The sequence below is a fragment of the Variovorax sp. Varisp41 genome (assembly GCF_047325085.1).
Classification (GTDB): domain Bacteria; phylum Pseudomonadota; class Gammaproteobacteria; order Burkholderiales; family Burkholderiaceae_C; genus Variovorax.
Window position 1 is genome coordinate 37,263 of sequence record NZ_CP168540.1, and the last position, 19,028, is coordinate 56,290.

The following is a 19,028-nucleotide window of genomic DNA, read 5'->3' on the forward strand; positions in this document are numbered from 1 at the left end:
CGCAGAAGTCGCAAAGGTTTCGCAGAAGTCGCAGAAATGAAATCAAGAAATTCCTCGAGTTCCTTCTGCGACTTCTGCGTAGTTTTTGTCTTCCTTCTGCGTTCGGCTGTCCGATCCCGATTTCAGCTCGTCTCGCGCATGCGCCGTATGTCGCGCAGCGGCGGCGCCCCGAACAGCCGCGCATATTCGCGGCTGAACTGCGAGGCGCTCTCGTAGCCCACGCGCACGCCCGCGGTGCCGGCGTCGATGCCCTGGTTCAGCATCAGCTGCCGCGCCTCCTGCAGCCGCAATTGCTTGAGGTACTGCATCGGGCTCATGCCCGCCACGGCGCGGAAATGCTGGCGGAAGGTCGAGGGGCTCATGTTCGCGGAGGCCGCCAGTTCGTCGGCCAGCACGTTGCGCGTGAAGTTGAGCTTGAGCCAGGCCATGCTCTGCGCCACCTGCTGGCTCGGTGAGCCGATCGCCACCAGGCGCTGCAGCTGCGGGCCGTGGCGGCCCGCGAGCAGCCGCACCATGATCTCGCGCTGCAGCAGCGGCGCGAGCTGCGGGATCAGCCGCGGCTCGGCGAGCAGGTCGACCAGCCGCGTCACGGCGCCGAGCAGCGTGGGGTCGAGGTCGCCGAGCGACATGGCGCGCTGGTTGCCGTCCCGGGGCGGCGGGGGCAGCGCCATCTCGGCGGCCAGTTGCACGATCGCGCGCGGATCGAGCTGCAACGCCAGGCCGACGAAGGGCTGCGCCGCGCTGGCGCGGGTGATGTGCGAGACCACGGGCAGGTCGGCCGTGGTCAGCAGCGACTGGCCCGCGGCATAGTCGAACACCTCGTCGCCGAGCGCCACGCGTTTCTGCCCGCTGACCGTGATGCCGAGGCCGAAGCCGTAGAGGCAGTGCAGCGGCGCGGTCATCGCGCTGCGGCGGTGCAGCGAGAGCGCGGGAATGGCCGTGAGGTAGTCGCCGTCGGCCTGCGCGGTGCGCGCGACGGCGCGCTGCAGGTCGTCGAGCACGGCCGGGGAATCCAGCCGCGCGGGCTCGGCGAGGTCCATCTGGATCCTTTCGAAGTACAGGTCGCGAAAAGTCTAGCCCGGGGCGTTCGCGCGGCGCGCATTTCCGCCGCAGTCTCGGTGTTTCAGGCAAGAACGCGAGCGAATCAGGCAAACGCGCGGCCGGGCTACGCCCCACACTCGCCGTCGAATCAGGCAACTCTCCTTCCCCACGATTTCCACGATGAACACAGAAAAGATCGCTTCCGTCACCGCCTCGCTCGCGCTGGCCCTGGGCCTCGGCGCGGGCACCCTGTGGCCGCGCCAGGCCGACGCCAGCCTCGCGCTGGCCCAGAAGTACGCCTGCGTCGCCTGCCATCAACCCGCCACCAAGGTGGTGGGCCCGTCCTGGAAGGACATCGGCGCGAAGTACGGCGACGGCAAGGGCACGGCCGCGCAGCTCGCCGCCAGCATCAAGGCCGGCAGCTCGGGCAAATGGGGCCCGATGCCGATGCCGCCGCAGGCCCAGGTGCCCGATGCCGACCTGCAGGCGCTCGCGCAATGGCTGCTCGACGGCGCCAAGTGAATCCCGTTCCCCCATCCACCCACGGAGAAAACAAGCAATGACTGCGCTCCACGTCAATGGCCGTGACCACACGGTCGATGCCGATCCCGGCACGCCCATCCTCTGGGCCCTGCGCGACACGCTGGGCATGACCGGCACCAAGTTCGGCTGCGGCGCCGCGCTGTGCGGCGCCTGCACCGTGCACCTCGACGGCCAGGCGATCCGCTCGTGCATCACGCCGATCGCCGCCGCCGACGGCAAGAAGATCGCCACCATCGAACGCATGACCGACGGCAGCGACCGCGTCGGCGCCGCCGTGCACGCCGCCTGGGTGCGGCACGACGTCGCGCAGTGCGGCTACTGCCAGAGCGGCCAGATCATGAGCGCGACCGCCTTCCTGCAGTCGCTGCCCGCGGGCAAGCAGCCCAGCGCCGACGAGATCGACTCGGCCATGGCCGGCAACATCTGTCGATGCGGCACCTATGCGCGCATCCGCGCGGCCGTGGCCGATGCAGCCCGCAACCTCGCCTGAAGGAAAAGCCATGCTGCCCCACATCGACTACCACGACCTGCCGCGTTCGCTGCAACGCCTGATGGCCCGCCCCGCGGCCGACGAGCCCGCCGCGCTGCCGCGGCGCAGCTTCCTCAAGATCGTCGGCGCGAGCGGTTTCGCGCTCGGCACCTTCCCGCACCTGGCCCTGGCGCAGGCCGGCGGCGCGGCCCGGGCGGCCGGCGGCCTCAAGCCGACGCAACAGCCGCTGGCCTTCGTGCAGATCGCGCCCAACGGCGAGGTCATGGTGACCATCAACCGGCTCGAGTTCGGCCAGGGCGTGCAGACCGGCCTGCCGATGATCCTGGCCGAGGAGCTCGACGCCGACTGGGCCCTGGTGCGCAGCCGCAGCGGCACCAACGACGCCGCCTATGCCGACCCCTTCTTCGGCATGCACCTGACCGGCGGCTCGAACACCATCAAGAACAGCTTCGTGCAGTACCGCGAGCTCGGCGCCCGCGCGCGCGCCATGCTGCTGTCGGCCGCGGCGGCGCGCTGGAAGGTCGATGCCTCCACCCTGCGCACGCAGGCCGGCACGGTGCTCGGCCCGGGCGGGCGCAAGGCGAGCTACGGCGAGCTGGCCGAGGCGGCGATGGCGCTGCCGGTGCCCGAGAAGGTGGTGCTCAAGGATCCGAAGGACTTCCGCATCATCGGCCGCCCGACCCAGCGCCTCGACGCGGCCGCCAAGAGCAGCGGCCGGCAGGACTTCGGCATCGACGTCAAGCACCCGGGCCAGCTCACGGCGGTGGTGGCCCATCCGCCGGTGTTCGGCGCCCGCCTGGCGTCGGTGGACGACAGCGCCGCGCGCGCCGTCAAGGGCGTGAAGGCGGTCGTGCGCATTCCGCTGGACCGCGGCGCCGAGGGCGTGGCCGTGGTGGCCGACGGCTACTGGCCCGCCAAGCTGGGCCGCGACGCGCTCAAGCTGCAGTGGGACACGGCCGCCGTCGAGAAGGTCGATTCCGACAAGCAGCTGGCCCAGTACCGCGAACTGGCCGGCCGTCCCGGCAACCGGAAGTTCGACGCCGACATGGCGCCGCTGGCCAATGCGCCGCGCAAGCTCGAGGCCGAGTTCGTGTTTCCCTACCTGGCGCATGCGCCGATGGAGCCGCTGAACTGCACCGTGAAGCTGTCGGACGGTCGCGCCGAGCTGTGGGTCGGTACCCAGTCCGCCGACCTCGACGGCATCGCCGCGGCGCGCGCGCTGAAGCTCGAGCCCGCGCAGGTGAAGGTCAACGTGCAGATGGCGGGCGGCGGCTTCGGCCGCCGCTTCGTGAGCACCAGCGACTTCGTGGTCGAGGCCTGCGAGATCGCCAAGGCCACGCGCGCCGCCGGCCTCGACGTGCCGGTGCGGCTGCTGTGGAGCCGCGAGGACGACATCAAGGGCGGCTACTACCGGCCGATGCACCTGCATCGCGCGCGCATCGGCTTCGACGAGCGCGGTCGCATCCTGGCCTGGGACCATGTCATCGTGGGCCAGTCCATCACCGCGGGCACGGTGTTCGCGGGCGCCATGGTGAAGGACGGCATCGACGCCACGGCGGTCGAGGGCATGCGCGATCCCTATCCGCTGCCGATGCGCCTGACGGTGCACCATCCGCAGCTCAACGTGCCGGTGCTGTGGTGGCGCAGCGTGGGTTCGACCCACACCGCCTTCGTGATGGAGACGCTGATCGACGAGATCGCGCGCAGCACCAAGCAGGACCCGGTGGCCTATCGCATGCAGCTGTTCGGCGACAAGCATCCGCGCCATCGCGCCGCGCTGCAGCTGGCCGTCGACAAGAGCGGCTACGGCAAGAAGAAGCTCGCGGACGGCCGTGCCTGGGGCGTGGCGGTGCACGAGTCCTTCGAATCGGTGGTGGCCTACGTGGTGGAAGCCTCGGTCAAGGACGGCCAGCCGGTGCTGCACCGCGTGACCAGCGGCGTGCACTGCAACCTGGCCGTCAATCCGCGCAGCGTGGAAGCACAGGTGCAGGGCGCGGCGGTGATGGGGCTGTCGACCTGCCTGCCGGGCAGCGCGATCACCCTGAAGGACGGCGTGGTGCAGCAGGGCAACTTCGGCGACTTCACGGTGGCGCGCATCACGCAGGTGCCGGAGTTCGACATCCACATCGTGCCGAGCGCCGATGCGCCCAAGGGGATGGGGGAGCCGGGCCTGCCGCCGCTGGCGCCCGCGTTCGCCAATGCCGTGGCGCAGTTGACGGGCAAGCCGCTGCGGCGGCTGCCGTTCGAGCTGGCCTGAGGTCCTAGATCGCGGCGGGCGCGCTGTTCTCGCGCGCCTGGCCGCGCACGTCCTGCGGCGACACCGCGGGCGGCAGCGCCGGCGAGGGCGGCGACAGCTTGGGCTGGTTGCGTGCCACCATGTTGTCGGGCTTCATGCGGAACAGCTGCGTGAGCGCCGCGCGGTACTGGGCCTCGCCGACCGAGTTGGTGTTGTGGTGCGAGCCGCCTTCCACCAGCACGAACAGCTTGGGCACGGTGGCCGCGTCGTAGAGCTTGCGGCCCAGCGTCGGGTTGATCAGGCTGTCGGCGGTGCCGTGCACCACCAGCAGCGGCGCGCCGATGTCCTTGACCTTGTCGATCGCCTCGAAGCGCTGGGTGATGAAGGGACGGAAGGGCAGCCAGCCCCACTTGAAGCTGCCGACCACGTCGGCGATCGAGGTGAAGGTGCTCTCGACGATGGTGCCGCTCTCGTCGTTCACGCGCGCGGCCAGGTCGATGCCGATGGCGCCGCCCAGCGAGTGGCCGAAGATGTAGCGGTGCTGGCGCGGATGGCGCGCGGCCAGCCAGGTCCAGGCGGCGCGGGCATCCTCGCGCGCCGATTCCTCCGAGGGCAGGCCCTTGGAGCTCTTGCCGAAGCCGCGGTAGTCGATGGCCAGCACCGAGAAACCGAGTTCGTGCATGCGCTGGATGCGCGGGGCCGAGCCCGCCACGTTGTAGCGCGCGCCGTGCAGGTACAGCAGCACCGGGGTCTCGGTGGTCTCGGGCTCGCCGCCGAGCCACAGGCCGTGCAGGCGCGCGGGCTCGCCCGTGATGGAGGACTGGAAGTCGATCCACACGTCCTGCATGCCCTGGGCCATGGTGGCGGTGTTGCCCCAGCTGCGGTCGCTGGGCTGGAAGATCCATTCGCGCTGCTGCTCGTCGAAGGTCGAGCAGCCGGCGGCAAGAATGGCGCAAAGCGAAAGGACTGACGCGAGGAGGGTCCAGCGTTTCATCATGGGAGTGAGGGACAGCGATGCCGGCGAAAAAGTTCATCTGCCTGCTGCCGAAACACGCCGACGTGCGTTTCGACACCTCCCTGACCAGCGCCTTGTGGCGTCTTTGGCGAACTCACCATGCAACGTGCGTGCCCGCCATGCGGATGACGGCTCGAAACCCGGAAAAACCCTCAAAAAGCCGCCAATTGGCGGCTTTTGGGACGGCTTTTGGTGCGGATTCGGCTCAGCGGCCGCGCATGAACAGGGCGTCGAGCTCGCGGATCGAGAGCTGGCGCCAGGTCGGGCGGCCGTGGTTGCACTGGTCCGAACGCTCGGTCGCCTCCATCTGGCGTAACAAGGCGTTCATCTCGTCGAGCGTGAGCTTGCGGTTGGCGCGCACCGCGCCGTGGCAGGCCATGGTCGACAGCAATTCGTTCTGGGCCCGCTGCACCACGGTGCTCGCATCGTGCTGCGACAGCTCGGCCAGCACGCTGCGCGCCAGCTCGACCGGGTCGCCGTCGGCCAGCGTGCCGGGCACCGCGCGCACCGCCAGGGTGCGCGGCGAGAAGGGCGTGATCTCCAGGCCCAGGGTGGCGAGCACGGCGGTGCAGGCCTCGGCCGTGGCCACTTCCTGCGGCGTGGCGGCGAAGGTGGCGGGGATCAGCAGCGGCTGGCTCGAGATGGCGGCGCCGTCGAGCTGGGTCTTCAGGCGCTCGTAGACGATGCGCTCGTGGGCCGCGTGCATGTCGACCACGATCAGGCCCTGGCTGTTCTCGGCCAGGATGTAGATGCCCTGCAACTGCGCCAGCGCGCGGCCCAGCGGCCAGGCCTCGTCGTTGTGGGCCAGCGCCTGGGGCTCGGCCGCGAGCCCCGCGGGGGCCTGGAACGGGGCGGCCGGGGCCTGGGTGCCGAAGGCGGCGGCCGGCGCCGCGCCGACGCCGGAATCGGACAGCACGGGCCAGTGAGCCGAGGCCGACTCGGGCGCCAGCAGGGTTTCGCTGGCGCGCCGCGGCCACATGGCCTCGAAATCGCCGGCGCCGCGCTCGGCGGCCCTGAAGTTGATGGCCGGTTGCGACCACGAGCCGGTCGTGACCGGCGACACCGGCTTGAAGAAGGGCTGCTGCGCCTGGGCCGCCTGCGTGGCGTCGCCGGCGCGCGGCGCGGCCAGCGCGTTCTCGACCGCGTGGCGCACCGCCTGGTGCACCTCGCGGCCGTCGCGGAAGCGCACCTCGATCTTGGTCGGGTGCACGTTCACGTCGACGCGCGCGGGGTCGATCTCGAGGTAGAGCACGTAGACCGGCTGGCGCTGGCCGTGCAGCACGTCCTCGTAGGCGCTGCGCACCGCGTGCGACAGCACCTTGTCGCGCACGAAACGGCCGTTGACGTAGAAGAACTGGTGGTCGGCGCGCGAGCGCGCCGCATCGGGGATGCCGGCGCGGCCGACCACGCGCACCGGTCCGCCCACATGCTCGACGACGACGCTCTGCGCCACGAAATCCTCGCTGAGCGCATCGCCCAGGCGTTGCTCGCGCTGCTCGCTGGCGCGCCATTGCTCGACCAGCTTGCCGTCGTGCCAGACCGAGAAGCCCACGTCGGGCCGCGCCAGCGCATGGCGGCGCACCGCCTCGATGCAGTGGGCGAGCTCGGTGGCATCGGTCTTGAGGAACTTGCGCCGCGCCGGGGTCGCGAAGAACAGCTCGCGCACCTCGACCGTGGTGCCGCGCGAACGCGCCACCGGGCGCAGCTCGCCCGTGCGGCCGTCGAGCGACCAGGCGCCGTCGGCACCCACCGCGCGCGACTGCAGGCTCAGCTCGGCGATCGCGTTGATGGCGGCCAGCGCCTCGCCGCGAAAGCCCATGGTGCCGACCGTCTCGAGGTCGTTGAGGCTCGCGATCTTGCTGGTGGCATGGCGCCGCAGCGCCACCACGAGCTCCTCGCGCGGAATGCCCAGGCCGTCGTCCTCGATCGAGATCAGCCGCACGCCGCCGGCCGCCAGTCGCACCGTGACCTGCGTCGCGCCCGCGTCGAGCGCGTTGTCGAGCAGCTCGCGCACCACCGAGGCCGGGCGCTCGACCACCTCGCCCGCGGCGATCTGGCTGATCAGCTCGTCGGGCAGTTCGCGGATCGGGCGGCGTTCGGCGGGGGGAGGGAGGAGGTGGGAAGGGCGCTCACCGAACCATTCTAGAAGCTGGCCCGGACCGGCCTTCCGGGCGGGGCATCGGCTGTATTTGCAGCGCTTATACGGCCTCGCAACCGATCTCATTGGCGCTCGCGCGGCGCTCTCCCTAAGCTGCGGCCGCTCCACGAGAACGCCCTTCGAGAAAGACCCCCAATGACCACCCGCCCCCTTCGTTCCGCCGCCTGGTTCGACAACCCCGAGCACAGCGAACTCTCGGTCCTCCACCTGGCCTGGTACCTCAACTACGGCCTGACGCGCGAGGAGCTGCAGTCCGGCCGCCCCATCATCGCGATCGCGCAGAGCGGCTCCGACCTGACGCCGTGCAACCGCCACCACCGCGAGCTCGCGCAGCGGGTGCGCGACGGCATCCGCGAGATGGACGGCATCGCGATGGAATTCCCGATGCACCCGATCCAGGAGAACGGCCGCCGGCCCACGGCCGCGCTCGACCGCAACCTGGCCTACCTGGGCCTGGTCGAGACGCTGACCGGCTACCCGATCGACGGCGTGGTGCTCACCACCGGCTGCGACAAGACCACCCCGGCCGCGCTGATGGCCGCGGCCACCGCGAACATCCCGGCCATCGTGCTGTCGGGCGGGCCGATGCTCAACGGCTGGCACGACGGGCAGCGCACCGGCACCGGCACCACGCTGTTCAAGGCGCGCGAGCTGTTCGCCAAGGGCAGCATCGATTTCTCGGGCTACATCGACCTGGTCGGCTCCACCGTGCCCTCGATCGGCCACTGCAACGTGATGGGCACGGCCTCGACCATGAACGCGCTGGCCGAGGCGCTGGGCATGAGCCTGCCGGGCTGCGCCGCCATTCCGGCGCCGTACCGCGAGCGTGGGCAGATGGCCTACGAGACCGGGCGGCGCATCGTGCAGATGGTGCGCGAGGACCTCAAGCCCTCGGACATCCTCACGCGCCCGGCCTTCGAGAACGCGATCGTCGTCAACTCGGCGATCGGCGGCTCGACCAACGCGCCGATCCACCTGATCGCGATCGCCAAGCACGCGGGCGTGGACCTGGCCATCCAGGACTGGGAGAGCGTGGGGCTCGAGGTGCCGCTGCTGCTCGACATGCAGCCGGCCGGCAAGTACCTGGGCGAGGAGTTCTACCGCGCCGGCGGCGTGCCGGCCGTGGTGGCCGAGCTCCATCGCCACGGCCTGATCCGCGAGGGCGCGCTCACGGTCACGGGCCGCACCCTGGCGCAGAACTGCGCGCAGGCGCCGGTGAAGGACGCCGACGTGATCCGCCCCTTCGAGGCACCGCTGCGACAGAACGCCGGCTTCCTCGTGATGTCGGGCAACCTGTTCGACAGCGCGATCATGAAGACCAGCGTGATCTCGGACGAGTTCAGGGCACGCTACCTGAGCGCGCCCGGCGACCCCGATGCCTTCGTCGGCCGCGCCATCGTGTTCGACGGCCCCGAGGACTACGAGCGCCGCATCGAGGACCCGGCGCTCGACATCGACGCCTCCTGCATCCTGTTCATGCGCGGCGTCGGGCCGATCGGGCATCCGGGCTCGTCGGAGGTGGTGAACATGCGCGCGCCCGCGCATCTGCTCAAGAGCGGCGTCTCGGCGCTGCCCTGCATCGGCGACGGCCGGCAGTCGGGCACCTCGGGCTCGCCCTCGATCCTCAATGCCTCGCCCGAGGCGGCGGCGGGCGCGGGCCTGGCGCTGCTGCGCACCGGCGACCGCGTGCGCGTGGACCTGAAGGCGCGCCGCGTCGACATGCTGGTGGACGAAGAAGAACTGCGCTCCCGCGCGCGCCAGCTCGAGGCCGCGGGCGGCTATCCGATCCCCGCGAGCCAGACGCCGTGGCAGGAGATCCAGCGCGCGATGGTCGACACGCTGTCCGAGGGCATGGTGCTCAAGCCGGCCGTCAAGTACCAGCGCGTGGCGCAGACCGCGGGGATTCCGCGCCGCAACCACTAGCCCGAACAAGCCTCATCAGAAGAACCAAGGAGACGATGATGAATCCCTACAGCCCCCTGGTCGGCGCGGCCGTCCACAAGGCGCGCTGGCGCCTGCTGCCGATGCTGATCCTCATGTACATCATGTCGATCCTCGACCGCGTCAACGTCGGCTTCGCGAAGAACGCGCTGCAGATCGACACCGGCCTCAGCGACGGCGCCTTCGCGCTCGGCGCCGGCATCTTCTTCGTGAGCTACGCCCTCTTCGAGGTGCCGAGCAACGTGATCATGACGCGCATCGGTCCGCGCATCTGGCTCAGCCGGATCATGGTGAGCTGGGGCCTGGTGGCCTCGGCCATGATGTTCGCGACCACCGAGACCTCGTTCTACCTGCTGCGCTTCCTGCTCGGCATCGCCGAGGCCGGCTTCTACCCGGGCGTGCTGCTCACGCTGACCTACTGGTTCCCGGCCAAGGTGCGGGCGCAGGCCAACGGCATCCTGCTGTTCGGCTTCGCGGGCGCGCTGGTGATCGGCGGGCCGGTGTCGGGCGCGCTGCTCGAGATGCACGGCATCGGCGGGCTCAAGGGCTGGGAGTGGATGTTCCTGATCGAGGGCGCGATGGCGGTGGTGGTCGGCATCGCGGCCTTCTTCGTGATCGTCGACCGGCCGCATGCCGCGAAGTGGCTCGCGAGCGCGGAGCAGGATGCGCTGCAGGCCGTGCTCGACCAGGAGGCGGCGCAGAAGGCGGCCGGCAGCCCGCACACCGTGATGCAGACCTTGCGTAACCCGAAGGTGATGTTCTTCGCGCTGAACTTCTTCATCGTGCAGATCGCGGCCTACGGCCTGATCTTCTACCTGCCGAGCCAGGTGTCGCAGATCCTCGGCCAGAAGATCGGGCTGATGGTGGGCTTCGTCACCAGCATCCCGTGGCTGCTGGCGCTGTTCGTCGTCTACTTCGTCACGCGCTGGTCGGACCGGCACCACGAGCGGCGGCGCCTCACGGTGGCCTCGCTCTACACGGTGTTCGGCGTGTGCGTGTGCCTGTCGGCGCACGGTTCGCCGATCTTCGCGATCGCGGCCTTGTCGATCGGCGCTTCGACCTACCTGTCGGGCACGCCGATCTTCTATGCCTTCCTGTCGGAGCGCCTGTCGGGCCTGGGCATCGCCACCGGCATCGCGCTGGTGAATTCCATCGGCAACCTCGGCGGCTTCGTGGCGCCGAACCTGCGAACCTATGTCGAGCAGAACCATGGCGGTTCGGCCGCCGGCCTCTACACGCTGGGCGGCGCGGCGCTGCTCGCGGCCCTGATGCTGGCGCTGATGCCCAGGGGCTGGCGCACGGTGGCCGCCGTGCCGCGCGAGGCCTCGCGGCCCGGCGCGGCGCTCGAAGGCTCCGCGCTGCCGCGCGCCTGAGGCCGGTTCAGAGCGACAGCCGCCAGGCGCGCGCCAGCGCCTGCATCGCGCAGTCGACCTCGGGGCGCCGCAGCGCGCCCGCGAGGCAGACGAAGCGCAGGTCGCTCTCGATGCCGACCTGGTCGGCGATCACCAGCCCGTCGCGCTGGCTGGCGCGCAGCGCCACCGCGTCGCGCGCCAGCGAGATGCCCACGCCCGCGCGCACCAGCGCGAGCATCGACGACTCCTGGTCGGCCTGCGCTGCCTTCTTCAGCACCAGCCCGCGCGCCTGCAGCACCGGCGCCAGCAGCCGCGAGTGCGAGGAGGTCGCCGGCGCCAGCACCCAGGGCAGGCAGCTCAGGTCGGGCCAGTCGCGGCCCATCACCTGCGGTCCCCAGCCCGGCGGGCCGATCACCTGGTAGCTGAAGCGCGTGAGCACGGTCGAATGGAAGGCCTTGCCCTCGCTGCGGCGCGAGGCCGAGCTGGCCTGCGGCAGGTCGCTCGCATCGGGATCGCCGAGGTAGAAGCCGACGTCGACCTCCTTGTTCAGCAGCTTGGCCAGCACCTCGCCGCTGGTGCCGTGGTGCAGCTCGGTCTCGAGCTCGGGCGCCAGCGTCACCAGCTCCTTGAGCAGGCCGCTCAGGCGCGTGAACTCGGGGTCGAGGATGGTGCCGATGCGCAGTGCGCCGCGCACGCCGCCCTTCATGCGCTCGGCGGCGATCGCGAAATCGTTGAGGCCTTCGAGCGCGTGTTCCGCGTGGTTGAGCAGCGCCGCGCCGTCGCGCGTCAGCAGCAGGCCGGTGGGCGTGCGCTGGAACAGCTCGAGCTCGACCAGCGCGCCCAGCTCCTTGAGCTGCAGGCTGACCGCCGGCTGCGTGAGGAACAGGCGCTGCGCGCCTTTGGACACCGATCCCTCGCGCGCGACGGCCACGAAGGCCTGCAGCAGCCGCGGGTCGATCTTCTTCATGCGGCGCGCATGTTCAGGGCATCAGCGTGTTCGAGGGCAGCGTCTCGTCGAGCAGCTTGCGCGCCGTCTCGATGCCGGCCACCGGCAGCAGCTTCGGGTCGAGCAGGCCCACCTGCACCAGCACGCTGGCCTGGTCCCAGTAGATGTGCTCGTGGTAGAGCTTGTCGCCGCGGAACTTGATGACCGCGAGCAGCGGCACCTCCACGCGCCGGCCCGTGGGCGCCACGCCCGGCAGCATCCACGGGATCTCGGTGGTGTGGGTGAAGGTGAACAGCAACTCGTCGACCACCTGCGTCGCGCCGACCGTGCGCGAAATCGAGGTCAGCGCGGTGTCGGGCGGATTGCTGTTGACGAAGTGATTCGTGTAGAAGGCATGCAGGTCCCTGTAGCCCACGCCGCCGGTCATGGTCGGGATGTGGTTGACGTAGGGCTCGGCCACCATGGTCGACATGGTGTCGTCGACGTTGCGCGTGCCGAACTCGTACTCGCAGTGCTTGTCCCACAGCGCCGAGAGGTCGTAGTGCGGACCGATCGCGGCCTTGAGCGCGGCGATGCTGCGCTCGTGCGCCATCAGCGCCGAGGGCTTGTGGAAGTGGTCGCCGCCCGCGCGCGCGAAGGCGTGGTCGACGCCCGGATAGACGTGCAGCGCGACCTTCGGATGGCCCTTGAGCGCCTGCACGATGCGCTCGCGCGCCTCGGGCGGGCAGAACTTGTCGAGCTCGGCCACATGGAGCAGCAGTGGCTTGCGGATGTTCTTCGCTTCCTCGAGCGCCGCGTCGATGCCCACGCCGTAGTAACCCACCGACACGTCGGCATCGGTGCGGCAGGCCGCGAGGTAGGCCAGCTTGCCGCCGAGGCAGAAGCCCAGCACGCCGGCCTGGCGCTCGACCACCTCGGGCCGGTCGCGCAGCACGTCGAGCGCGGCCTGGATGTCCTCCATGCCCTTGGCCTCGTCGAAGCCGCCGTAGAACTCGAAGGCCTGCTGCCAGTCGGCCTCGCTGTAGCTCAGTTCCACGTCGGGCTGCTGGCGCCAGAACAGGTCGGGCACCAGCGCCACGTAGCCCTCCTCGGCGTAGTAGTCGGCCACGTCGCGCATGGTCTTGTTCACGCCGAAGATCTCCTGCGCGATCACCAGGCCGGGCCCGTGGCCCGAGGCCGGCACGGCGAGATAGCCGCGGAAGCTGCCGCTGCCGTCTTTGGCGGCGAGCTGGATGTATTGACCTGTCATCGGTGTCTCCAAGGTGGGGTGGGTGTTCTGCAGGCGCGGTCGCGGCCTGGGGTCTTCGCCCGAGGGGCGGACGCTGCAAGGATAATCCGCCCCCATGGAAATCATCAGCTTTCTCGTCGACTTCATCCTGCATGTCGACAAGCACCTCGAGGCCTTCGTCATCGCCTACGGCCCCTGGGTCTACGCGCTCCTGTTCCTGATCGTGTTCGTCGAGACGGGGGTGGTGGTGATGCCCTTCCTGCCCGGCGATTCGCTGCTGTTCATCGTGGGCGCGCTGTGCGGCGTAGGGCTGATGAGCTTTCCGATCGCCTGCACCCTGCTGGTGATCGCCGCCATCCTCGGCGACCAGTGCAACTACAGCATCGGCCGCTACTTCGGGCCTAAGGTGTTCCAGTGGGAGAGTTCGCGCTTCTTCAACCGCAAGGCCTTCGACCAGGCGCATGCCTTCTACGAGCGCTACGGCGGCATCACCATCGTGCTGGCGCGCTTCATGCCCTTCATCCGCACCTTCGCGCCCTTCGTGGCCGGCGTGGCCGAGATGAGCCGCGCCAAGTTCAGCATGTTCAACGTCGGCGGCGCGCTGCTGTGGGTGCTGGGCATCGCGACCGCGGGCTACTTCTTCGGCAACCTGCCGCTGGTGCGCGAGCACCTCGACAAGATCATCTGGGCCCTGATCTTCGTGCCGGGGCTGCTCGCGATCTTCGGCGCCTGGCGTGCGGCGCGGGCCGAGAAGGCGCGCGCGCAGCAGGGCGCCTGAGGCCGCTCGCCCACGAAAAAAGAGCGCCCCGCGGGGCGCTCTTTTCGTTGGTGCGGCATGGGTGCCAGGCACCCGGACGGTCAGTAGTTCGGGCCGTTGCGCGGGTAGTAATTGCCCTGGGGATAGCGCTGCTGGTTGTAGTAGTTGCGTTCGTCGGCATTGCGGCCGACCTGGTTGCCGATGATGCCGCCGATGGCGGCCCCACCCACGGTGCTGGCGGTATTGCCGCCGATCGCATTGCCGACCAGCGCGCCGCCGACCGCGCCCACGCCCGTGCCCAGGTTCTGGTTCGGGCCCGACGCGCAGCCTGCGAGCGCCATCACGGAGGTGGCCGCCGCAGCGGCAATCCAGATGCGTGCTTTCATGATGTCCACCTTTCTGTTTAAAAAATCGATGGAGTGATCTTCTGCAAAACGGTGTTCCACGCCGTGTAGGAGCCGGCCGCGCCTGCCTGTGCGGGGCGCCGGGCCGCAGCGTGGGAAGGGGAGCCTGCGCGGGGTCGGCGCTGCCCACGCCGCCCTCTGAAAACAGGGCCCGAGGACCGCTCAGAGCTGCCGGCTGCGTGCCAGCGGCGGGTTCTGCGCGAAATAGCGCTGGATGCCGCGCATCAGCGCGTCGGCCAGGTCTTCCTGGTACTGCACGCGGCGCAGGTTGGCTTCTTCCTCGGGATTGCTGATGAAGGCGGTCTCGACCAGCACGCTCGGGATGTCGGGCGCCTTCAGCACCGCGAAGCCGGCCTGCTCGACCTGGCCCTTGTGCAGCCGCGCGCCGATGCCCTTGATCTCGCCGAGCATCGCGCCGCCGAGCTTGAGGCTGTCGTTGATCTGCGCGGTGGTGCTCATGTCGAGCAGCGCGCGCTGCACCTGCGCCTCGTGGTTGCCGACGTTCACGCCGCCGACCTTGTCGGCGTCGTTCTCCTTGTTGGCGAGCCAGCGCGCGGCGCTGCTCGAGGCGCCGCTCTGGCTCAGCGCGAACACGCTGGCGCCGCGCGCGGCCGGTGTGGTGAAGGCGTCGGCATGGATGCTCACGAACAGGTCGGCCTGCACGCGCCGCGCCTTCTGCACGCGCACGCCCAGCGGCACGAAGAAGTCGGCATCGCGCGTGAGGAAGGCGCGCATCGGGTTGCCGTTGATGCTGCTGGCGTTGATGCGGTCGCGCAGGCGGAACGCGACCTGCAGCACGATGTCCTTTTCGCGCGTGCCGGCCGGGCCGATGGCGCCGGGGTCCTCGCCGCCGTGGCCCGGGTCGAGCGCGACGATGATGATGCGGTCGGTGCGATTGGCGGTGGCGCCACCGCGCGCGACCGCCACCGGCGGCGGCGGAGCCACGGGCCGGGGCGCGGCCGCGGGCGGGCTCGGCGGCATCGGCAGCGGGCGGCTCTCGGCGACGACCGGCGGCGGCGTCGCGGGGCCGGGCCGCATCGACTGCTGCGCCATCAGCTCGCCCAGCGGATCGGGGGCCGGCGCGGTCGCCACCGCGGGCGGGCGCGCGGGCGGCGCGACGGGCGTGGGCACGGGGCGCGGCGCCGGCACGTTGGGCGAGGGCCGCACCAGGATCGGCGGCCCGCCGTCGGGTGCCAGACCCGAGGGCGGCGTCGCGGGCGGCGGCACCGCGGGCGCGCTGGCCACCGAGGTGTCGTTGCCGCCGCTGGTGCGCGGCGCGTCGCGCAGGCGCTCGGTGATCAGCGCCTCCATCGGGTCGATGGCCTTCTCGGGATAGAGGTCGAGCACCAGACGGTGCTTGTAGGCGGCGATGGGCGCGAGCGAGAACACCTGCGGCGCCACGGTCTGCTTGAGGTCGAACACGATGCGCACCACCTTCGGTGCGTTCTGTCCCACGCGCAGGCCGTTGATGTAGGGGTCGCCGGGCTTGATCTTGCCGACCAGCTCGCGCAATTCGCTGCTGAGGTCGATGCCCTCGATGTCGACCGCGAGCCGTGGCGGGTTGCCCACCACCAGCTGCTGCGAATGCAGGCGCACGTCGGACTCGATGGTCACGCGCGTGTAGTCGGCCGCGGGCCAGACGCGCACCGCGAGGATGCTGGCGCCGCGCGCGATCTGATGGACGCCGAGCACCAGCGCGAGGCTGCCGCCCTGCAGCAGCACGCGCCGCTTGAGGCCGCCCGCCTTCATGCGGCGGCGTGGGACAGCAGGTCGCCGCCGCGAGGTGTGTTCGCCAGGAGTGTCACGCTGCGTGTGTCGTCGGTCATTGCTTCGATTTTAATAGCTAGGTCCGCAATTGGAGTGCGCCCCGCCGCGTTTTCGGGCCATTCCGCCAGCTTGAGGCCCGGGCCCGCGAAGATGTCACGGAAGCCCGCGTCCTCCCATTCGCGCGGATCGCTGAAGCGGTAGAAGTCGAAGTGGAAGATCGCGAGGCCGTCGGGTGCCTCGTGCGGCTCGACCACCGCATAGGTCGGGCTCTTGATGCGACCCGTGATGCCGAGCGCGCGCAGCAGGTGCCGCACGAAGGTGGTCTTGCCGGCCCCGAGGTCGCCGTGCAGTTCGACGAAGGCATCGCGCAGGGCGGGGGAGGCCGCGAGCGAACGGGCGAAGGCCTCGGTATCGGCCTCGTCGCGCCAGCGCATTTCTACAATCGGCAAGTGATCGTCAGCAGCCATCCACTCGTTGTGCGTATTCAGGCCTTGGCCCGGGAACTCGGATTCTCCCAAATCGGAATCGCGGGCGTCGATCTGTCGAGCGCCGAGGACGGTCTGATGCAATGGCTGGCCCATGGGTTCCATGGCGAGATGGATTACATGGCCGCGCACGGCACGCGCCGCGCGCGGCCCGCCGAGCTGGTGCCCGGCACGGTGAGCGTGATCACCGCGCGCATGGACTACCTTCCGCGCGACACGCCGGCCGACTGGCAGGCGGTCGAGTTCGACCGCTTGCGCCGGCCTGGCGAGGCGATCGTCTCGGTGTATGCGCGCGGTCGCGACTATCACAAGGTGTTGCGCAACCGGCTCGCGAAGCTGGCCGAGCGCATTGCGCAGGAGGTCGGGCCCTTCGGGCATCGGGCCTTCACCGATTCGGCGCCGGTGCTCGAGGCCGAGTTGGCCTCGCGCAGCGGGCAGGGCTGGCGCGGCAAGCACACGCTGGTGCTCGATCGCGACGCGGGCTCGATGTTTTTCCTCGGCGAGATCTACGTCGACATGGTGCTGCCCGAGAGCGAGCCGGTGAGCTCGCACTGCGGCAGCTGCAGCGCCTGCATCGACGTGTGCCCGACGCGGGCGATCGTGGCGCCGCGGCGGCTCGATGCGCGGCGGTGCATCTCGTACCTCACGATCGAGCATGGGGGGGCGATTCCGGTGGAGCTGCGGACGCTGATGGGGAACCGGATCTATGGCTGCGACGACTGCCAGCTGATCTGTCCGTGGAACAAGTTCGCGAAGAAGAGTTCGTTGGTGGACTTCGATGCGAGGGACGGGTTGACGGGGCGTACCTTGGCCGAGTTGTTTGCCTGGACCGAGGAGGAGTTCTTGCGGAGGACGGAGGGGAGTCCTATTCGGCGGATTGGGCATGAGCGGTGGTTGCGGAACATTGCCGTGGCGCTGGGGAATGCTTTGAGGGCTGGTGAAGAGGGGGCTCTTGAGGCGCTGGTTTCTCGGAAGGATGGTTCCAGTGCGCTGGTTCGGGAGCATGTGGAGTGGGCTTTGGGGGCTTCTTCCTAGCGGTTTGCTTTTGCTGAGGCTGTCGGCCGGGACTCGCCCCGGCGGGCGAGTCACTTTCTTTTGCTTCCCCAAAATAAATTAACCAAATAAACGGCGACCCACTGTCTGCGACCCCTTCGCTTCGCTACGGGGCAACCTGCGGTGCTCGCGTTTCGCGGGGTCTCGCAGAACTCGCTCCACTTCGTTCCGCTCAAACAGCTGCGAGCCCTGATCCGCGAAACGCTGCGCTCCTCGGCGCAGCCAGAGGGGTGGGTCGGGCCATCGCTGCGCTTGGCAAAGCAAGCCCTTCGGGCCTTCGCGTTGCTCGGCCTCAGTGAAAGATCCAGTGCCTACGCGTGCGCACTCACCACACAAGGACGCGCCACGGCGCGTTGACCCTAGTCCCCTCTGGCTGTGCCGAGGAGCGCAGGAGAAAGCGGGATCAGGGCCGCAGCTGTCTGAGCGCAACGAAGTGCAGCGAGTTCTGCGGACCCCCGCTTTCTCCGAGCACCGCAGGTTGCCCGTAGCGAAGCGAAGGGACACAGACAGCGGGGTCGCCTTCTCTTTGGTTACTTTCTCTTGGCGAGACAAGAGAAAGTGACTCGCCCGCCGGGGCGAGACCCGGCCAACGGCCTCAGCAGGACCAACAAAAAAATCAAGCAGACAGCGCTGGAAGGATTCAACGAGGCAGCGCCAAAGCAAACGGCAAACTAACCACCCCCAACACCGTAGACATCGTCACCAACCCCGCCACAAACGCCCCGTTGTACCCCATCCTCTGCGCCAGCACATACGCACTCGAAGCCGTAGGAACCGCGGAAAAAGCCATCAACACAGAAGCCTGCGCCGCATCCAGCCGCAACCACCGAGCCAGCCCCCAGGCCACCAGCGGCAAGATGAAGTGCCGAATGGAAAGCACCGAGACAGCCAGCACCTTCCCCCGCCCCCACGGAGCGGACGGCCTCCCCGCCCCCGCAGCCAGCAACCCGAGCGCCAACGAAGCCGCCCCGATCCGCGACAAGGTCGGCGTGAGCCAGCCAGGCACCGTGAACCCCAGCACGTTCGCCAGCAACCCCGCCACCGTCGCCACGATCAGCGGATTGCGCACCAGCTGCCGCGCGAATCCGGTCTGCGCATGCCGCGTCATCGGCCACACCGCCGCGATGTTCATCATCGGCACGCACACCCCGATCAGCACCGCGATCAGCAGCAGGCCTTCGGGCCCCGCGAGCCGCTCGGCCATCGCGAGGCAGATGAAGGAGTTGAAGCGGAACGCGACCTGCACGCTCGCCGCGTGATCGCGCCGGTCGAGGTGCGAGCCGAGGCCCGGCACCCAGGGCAGGGCATAGGCCAGCGCCACGCCGCACAGGCTCACGCCCACGCCCGCCATCAGCAGGCTCGAGGTCGCACCAAAATCGAGCGGGCTGCGCACGATCGAATGGAACAGCAGCGTGGGAAAAAGAAAGTAGTAGACGAGGCTCTCGACCTGGTCCCAGACCTTGCGGTCCAGCGCGGTGTAGCGGCACAGGAGCCAGCCGATGGCGATCAGGGAGAAGTCGGGGAAAAGCAGCTGCGCGTAGTTCACCGCGCCGAGCATAAACCGCCCAAACCATGGGTATTCCAGGGCTCGGGCCGAGGCGGCGAGCCGCTA

16 protein-coding genes are annotated in these 19,028 nt (G+C 69.7%); 7 read left to right on the top strand and 9 right to left on the bottom strand.

Features of this window, described 5'->3' with window-relative positions; genetic code table 11:
* Window positions 1-122: 122 nt before the first annotated feature.
* The gene (locus ACEN9J_RS00160; RefSeq protein ID WP_082321742.1) at window positions 123-1,040 is read right to left on the bottom strand and encodes an AraC family transcriptional regulator; all 918 of its coding nucleotides are present in this window, start codon (window positions 1,038-1,040) and stop codon (window positions 123-125) included.
* Window positions 1,041-1,221: 181 nt separating this feature from the next.
* On the opposite strand from ACEN9J_RS00160, the gene ACEN9J_RS00165 reads away from it, so the two are divergent.
* From ACEN9J_RS00165 to ACEN9J_RS00175, 3 genes are read left to right on the top strand one after another with little or no spacing between them, the layout of a single operon-like run.
* The gene (locus ACEN9J_RS00165; protein ID WP_057596846.1) at window positions 1,222-1,563 is read left to right on the top strand and encodes a c-type cytochrome; all 342 of its coding nucleotides are present in this window, start codon (window positions 1,222-1,224) and stop codon (window positions 1,561-1,563) included.
* Between the two features lie 37 nt (window positions 1,564-1,600).
* On the top strand, window positions 1,601-2,074 hold the full coding sequence (locus ACEN9J_RS00170) for a (2Fe-2S)-binding protein (protein ID WP_413762959.1): 474 nt from the start codon (window positions 1,601-1,603) through the stop codon (window positions 2,072-2,074).
* Between the two features lie 10 nt (window positions 2,075-2,084).
* Window positions 2,085-4,331, top strand: a complete 2,247-nt coding sequence (locus tag ACEN9J_RS00175) for a molybdopterin cofactor-binding domain-containing protein (protein ID WP_413762960.1) — start codon at window positions 2,085-2,087, stop codon at window positions 4,329-4,331.
* 4 nt (window positions 4,332-4,335) lie between these two features.
* Here ACEN9J_RS00175 and ACEN9J_RS00180 read toward each other — a convergent pair whose 3' ends face one another.
* Window positions 4,336-5,304 carry an alpha/beta hydrolase gene (locus ACEN9J_RS00180; RefSeq protein ID WP_057596858.1) on the bottom strand — a complete coding sequence of 323 codons (969 nt, stop codon included), beginning with the start codon at window positions 5,302-5,304 and terminating at the stop codon, window positions 4,336-4,338.
* 226 nt (window positions 5,305-5,530) lie between these two features.
* Window positions 5,531-7,411: a DNA mismatch repair endonuclease MutL gene (gene mutL / locus ACEN9J_RS00185; protein ID WP_413764649.1), complete on the bottom strand. Its 1,881-nt coding sequence runs from the start codon at window positions 7,409-7,411 to the stop codon at window positions 5,531-5,533.
* A 207-nt stretch (window positions 7,412-7,618) separates the two neighbouring features.
* On the opposite strand from mutL, the gene ACEN9J_RS00190 reads away from it, so the two are divergent.
* A complete protein-coding gene (locus tag ACEN9J_RS00190) occupies window positions 7,619-9,406 on the top strand; it encodes an IlvD/Edd family dehydratase (RefSeq protein ID WP_413762961.1) in 1,788 nt (595 codons plus the stop codon).
* Window positions 9,407-9,444: 38 nt separating this feature from the next.
* Complete coding sequence (locus ACEN9J_RS00195; protein WP_413762962.1) at window positions 9,445-10,797, top strand: MFS transporter; 1,353 nt, start codon at window positions 9,445-9,447, stop codon at window positions 10,795-10,797.
* Between the two features lie 7 nt (window positions 10,798-10,804).
* Here the strand turns inward: ACEN9J_RS00195 and ACEN9J_RS00200 are convergent, their stop codons facing one another.
* Both ACEN9J_RS00200 and ACEN9J_RS00205 read right to left on the bottom strand, forming a co-directional pair.
* Complete coding sequence (locus tag ACEN9J_RS00200) at window positions 10,805-11,743, bottom strand: LysR family transcriptional regulator (protein WP_296777219.1); 939 nt, start codon at window positions 11,741-11,743, stop codon at window positions 10,805-10,807.
* Between the two features lie 13 nt (window positions 11,744-11,756).
* Window positions 11,757-12,971 carry a dienelactone hydrolase family protein gene (locus ACEN9J_RS00205; RefSeq protein WP_413762963.1) on the bottom strand — a complete coding sequence of 405 codons (1,215 nt, stop codon included), beginning with the start codon at window positions 12,969-12,971 and terminating at the stop codon, window positions 11,757-11,759.
* Between the two features lie 94 nt (window positions 12,972-13,065).
* Between ACEN9J_RS00205 and ACEN9J_RS00210 the strand changes: the two genes are divergently transcribed.
* Window positions 13,066-13,728, top strand: coding sequence for a DedA family protein (locus tag ACEN9J_RS00210; RefSeq protein ID WP_413762964.1), 663 nt, complete (start codon window positions 13,066-13,068; stop codon window positions 13,726-13,728).
* A gap of 80 nt (window positions 13,729-13,808) precedes the next feature.
* On the opposite strand, the gene ACEN9J_RS00215 is transcribed toward ACEN9J_RS00210, so the two are convergent.
* The 3 genes from ACEN9J_RS00215 to tsaE form a co-directional block, all read right to left on the bottom strand.
* Window positions 13,809-14,093, bottom strand: a complete 285-nt coding sequence (locus tag ACEN9J_RS00215) for a glycine zipper domain-containing protein (protein ID WP_057597702.1) — start codon at window positions 14,091-14,093, stop codon at window positions 13,809-13,811.
* 180 nt (window positions 14,094-14,273) lie between these two features.
* Window positions 14,274-15,860, bottom strand: a complete 1,587-nt coding sequence (locus ACEN9J_RS00220; protein WP_296739856.1) for an N-acetylmuramoyl-L-alanine amidase — start codon at window positions 15,858-15,860, stop codon at window positions 14,274-14,276.
* A complete protein-coding gene (gene tsaE / locus ACEN9J_RS00225; protein WP_057597919.1) occupies window positions 15,857-16,345 on the bottom strand; it encodes a tRNA (adenosine(37)-N6)-threonylcarbamoyltransferase complex ATPase subunit type 1 TsaE in 489 nt (162 codons plus the stop codon). Before tsaE ends, ACEN9J_RS00220 begins: the two co-directional genes overlap by 4 nt.
* Here tsaE and queG point away from each other — a divergent pair.
* A complete protein-coding gene (gene queG, locus ACEN9J_RS00230) occupies window positions 16,331-17,398 on the top strand; it encodes a tRNA epoxyqueuosine(34) reductase QueG (protein ID WP_172705641.1) in 1,068 nt (355 codons plus the stop codon). The genes tsaE and queG overlap by 15 nt on opposite strands.
* A gap of 658 nt (window positions 17,399-18,056) precedes the next feature.
* Here the strand turns inward: queG and ACEN9J_RS00235 are convergent.
* Window positions 18,057-18,974, bottom strand: coding sequence for an AEC family transporter (locus ACEN9J_RS00235; RefSeq protein ID WP_413762965.1), 918 nt, complete (start codon window positions 18,972-18,974; stop codon window positions 18,057-18,059).
* Window positions 18,975-19,028: the final 54 nt, after the last annotated feature.

Bases quoted from the DNA above. Each gene is read 5' to 3' on its own strand.
- ACEN9J_RS00160 (WP_082321742.1), bottom strand. From the start codon at position 1,040: ATGGACCTCGCCGAGCCCGCGCGGCTGGATTCCCCGGCCGTGCTCGAC.
- ACEN9J_RS00165 (WP_057596846.1), top strand. From the start codon at position 1,222: ATGAACACAGAAAAGATCGCTTCCGTCACCGCCTCGCTCGCGCTGGCC.
- ACEN9J_RS00170 (WP_413762959.1), top strand. From the start codon at position 1,601: ATGACTGCGCTCCACGTCAATGGCCGTGACCACACGGTCGATGCCGAT.
- ACEN9J_RS00175 (WP_413762960.1), top strand. From the start codon at position 2,085: ATGCTGCCCCACATCGACTACCACGACCTGCCGCGTTCGCTGCAACGC.
- ACEN9J_RS00180 (WP_057596858.1), bottom strand. From the start codon at position 5,304: ATGAAACGCTGGACCCTCCTCGCGTCAGTCCTTTCGCTTTGCGCCATT.
- ACEN9J_RS00190 (WP_413762961.1), top strand. From the start codon at position 7,619: ATGACCACCCGCCCCCTTCGTTCCGCCGCCTGGTTCGACAACCCCGAG.
- ACEN9J_RS00195 (WP_413762962.1), top strand. From the start codon at position 9,445: ATGAATCCCTACAGCCCCCTGGTCGGCGCGGCCGTCCACAAGGCGCGC.
- ACEN9J_RS00200 (WP_296777219.1), bottom strand. From the start codon at position 11,743: ATGAAGAAGATCGACCCGCGGCTGCTGCAGGCCTTCGTGGCCGTCGCG.
- ACEN9J_RS00205 (WP_413762963.1), bottom strand. From the start codon at position 12,971: ATGACAGGTCAATACATCCAGCTCGCCGCCAAAGACGGCAGCGGCAGC.
- ACEN9J_RS00210 (WP_413762964.1), top strand. From the start codon at position 13,066: ATGGAAATCATCAGCTTTCTCGTCGACTTCATCCTGCATGTCGACAAG.
- ACEN9J_RS00215 (WP_057597702.1), bottom strand. From the start codon at position 14,093: ATGAAAGCACGCATCTGGATTGCCGCTGCGGCGGCCACCTCCGTGATG.
- ACEN9J_RS00220 (WP_296739856.1), bottom strand. From the start codon at position 15,860: ATGAAGGCGGGCGGCCTCAAGCGGCGCGTGCTGCTGCAGGGCGGCAGC.
- tsaE (WP_057597919.1), bottom strand. From the start codon at position 16,345: ATGGCTGCTGACGATCACTTGCCGATTGTAGAAATGCGCTGGCGCGAC.
- ACEN9J_RS00235 (WP_413762965.1), bottom strand. From the start codon at position 18,974: ATGCTCGGCGCGGTGAACTACGCGCAGCTGCTTTTCCCCGACTTCTCC.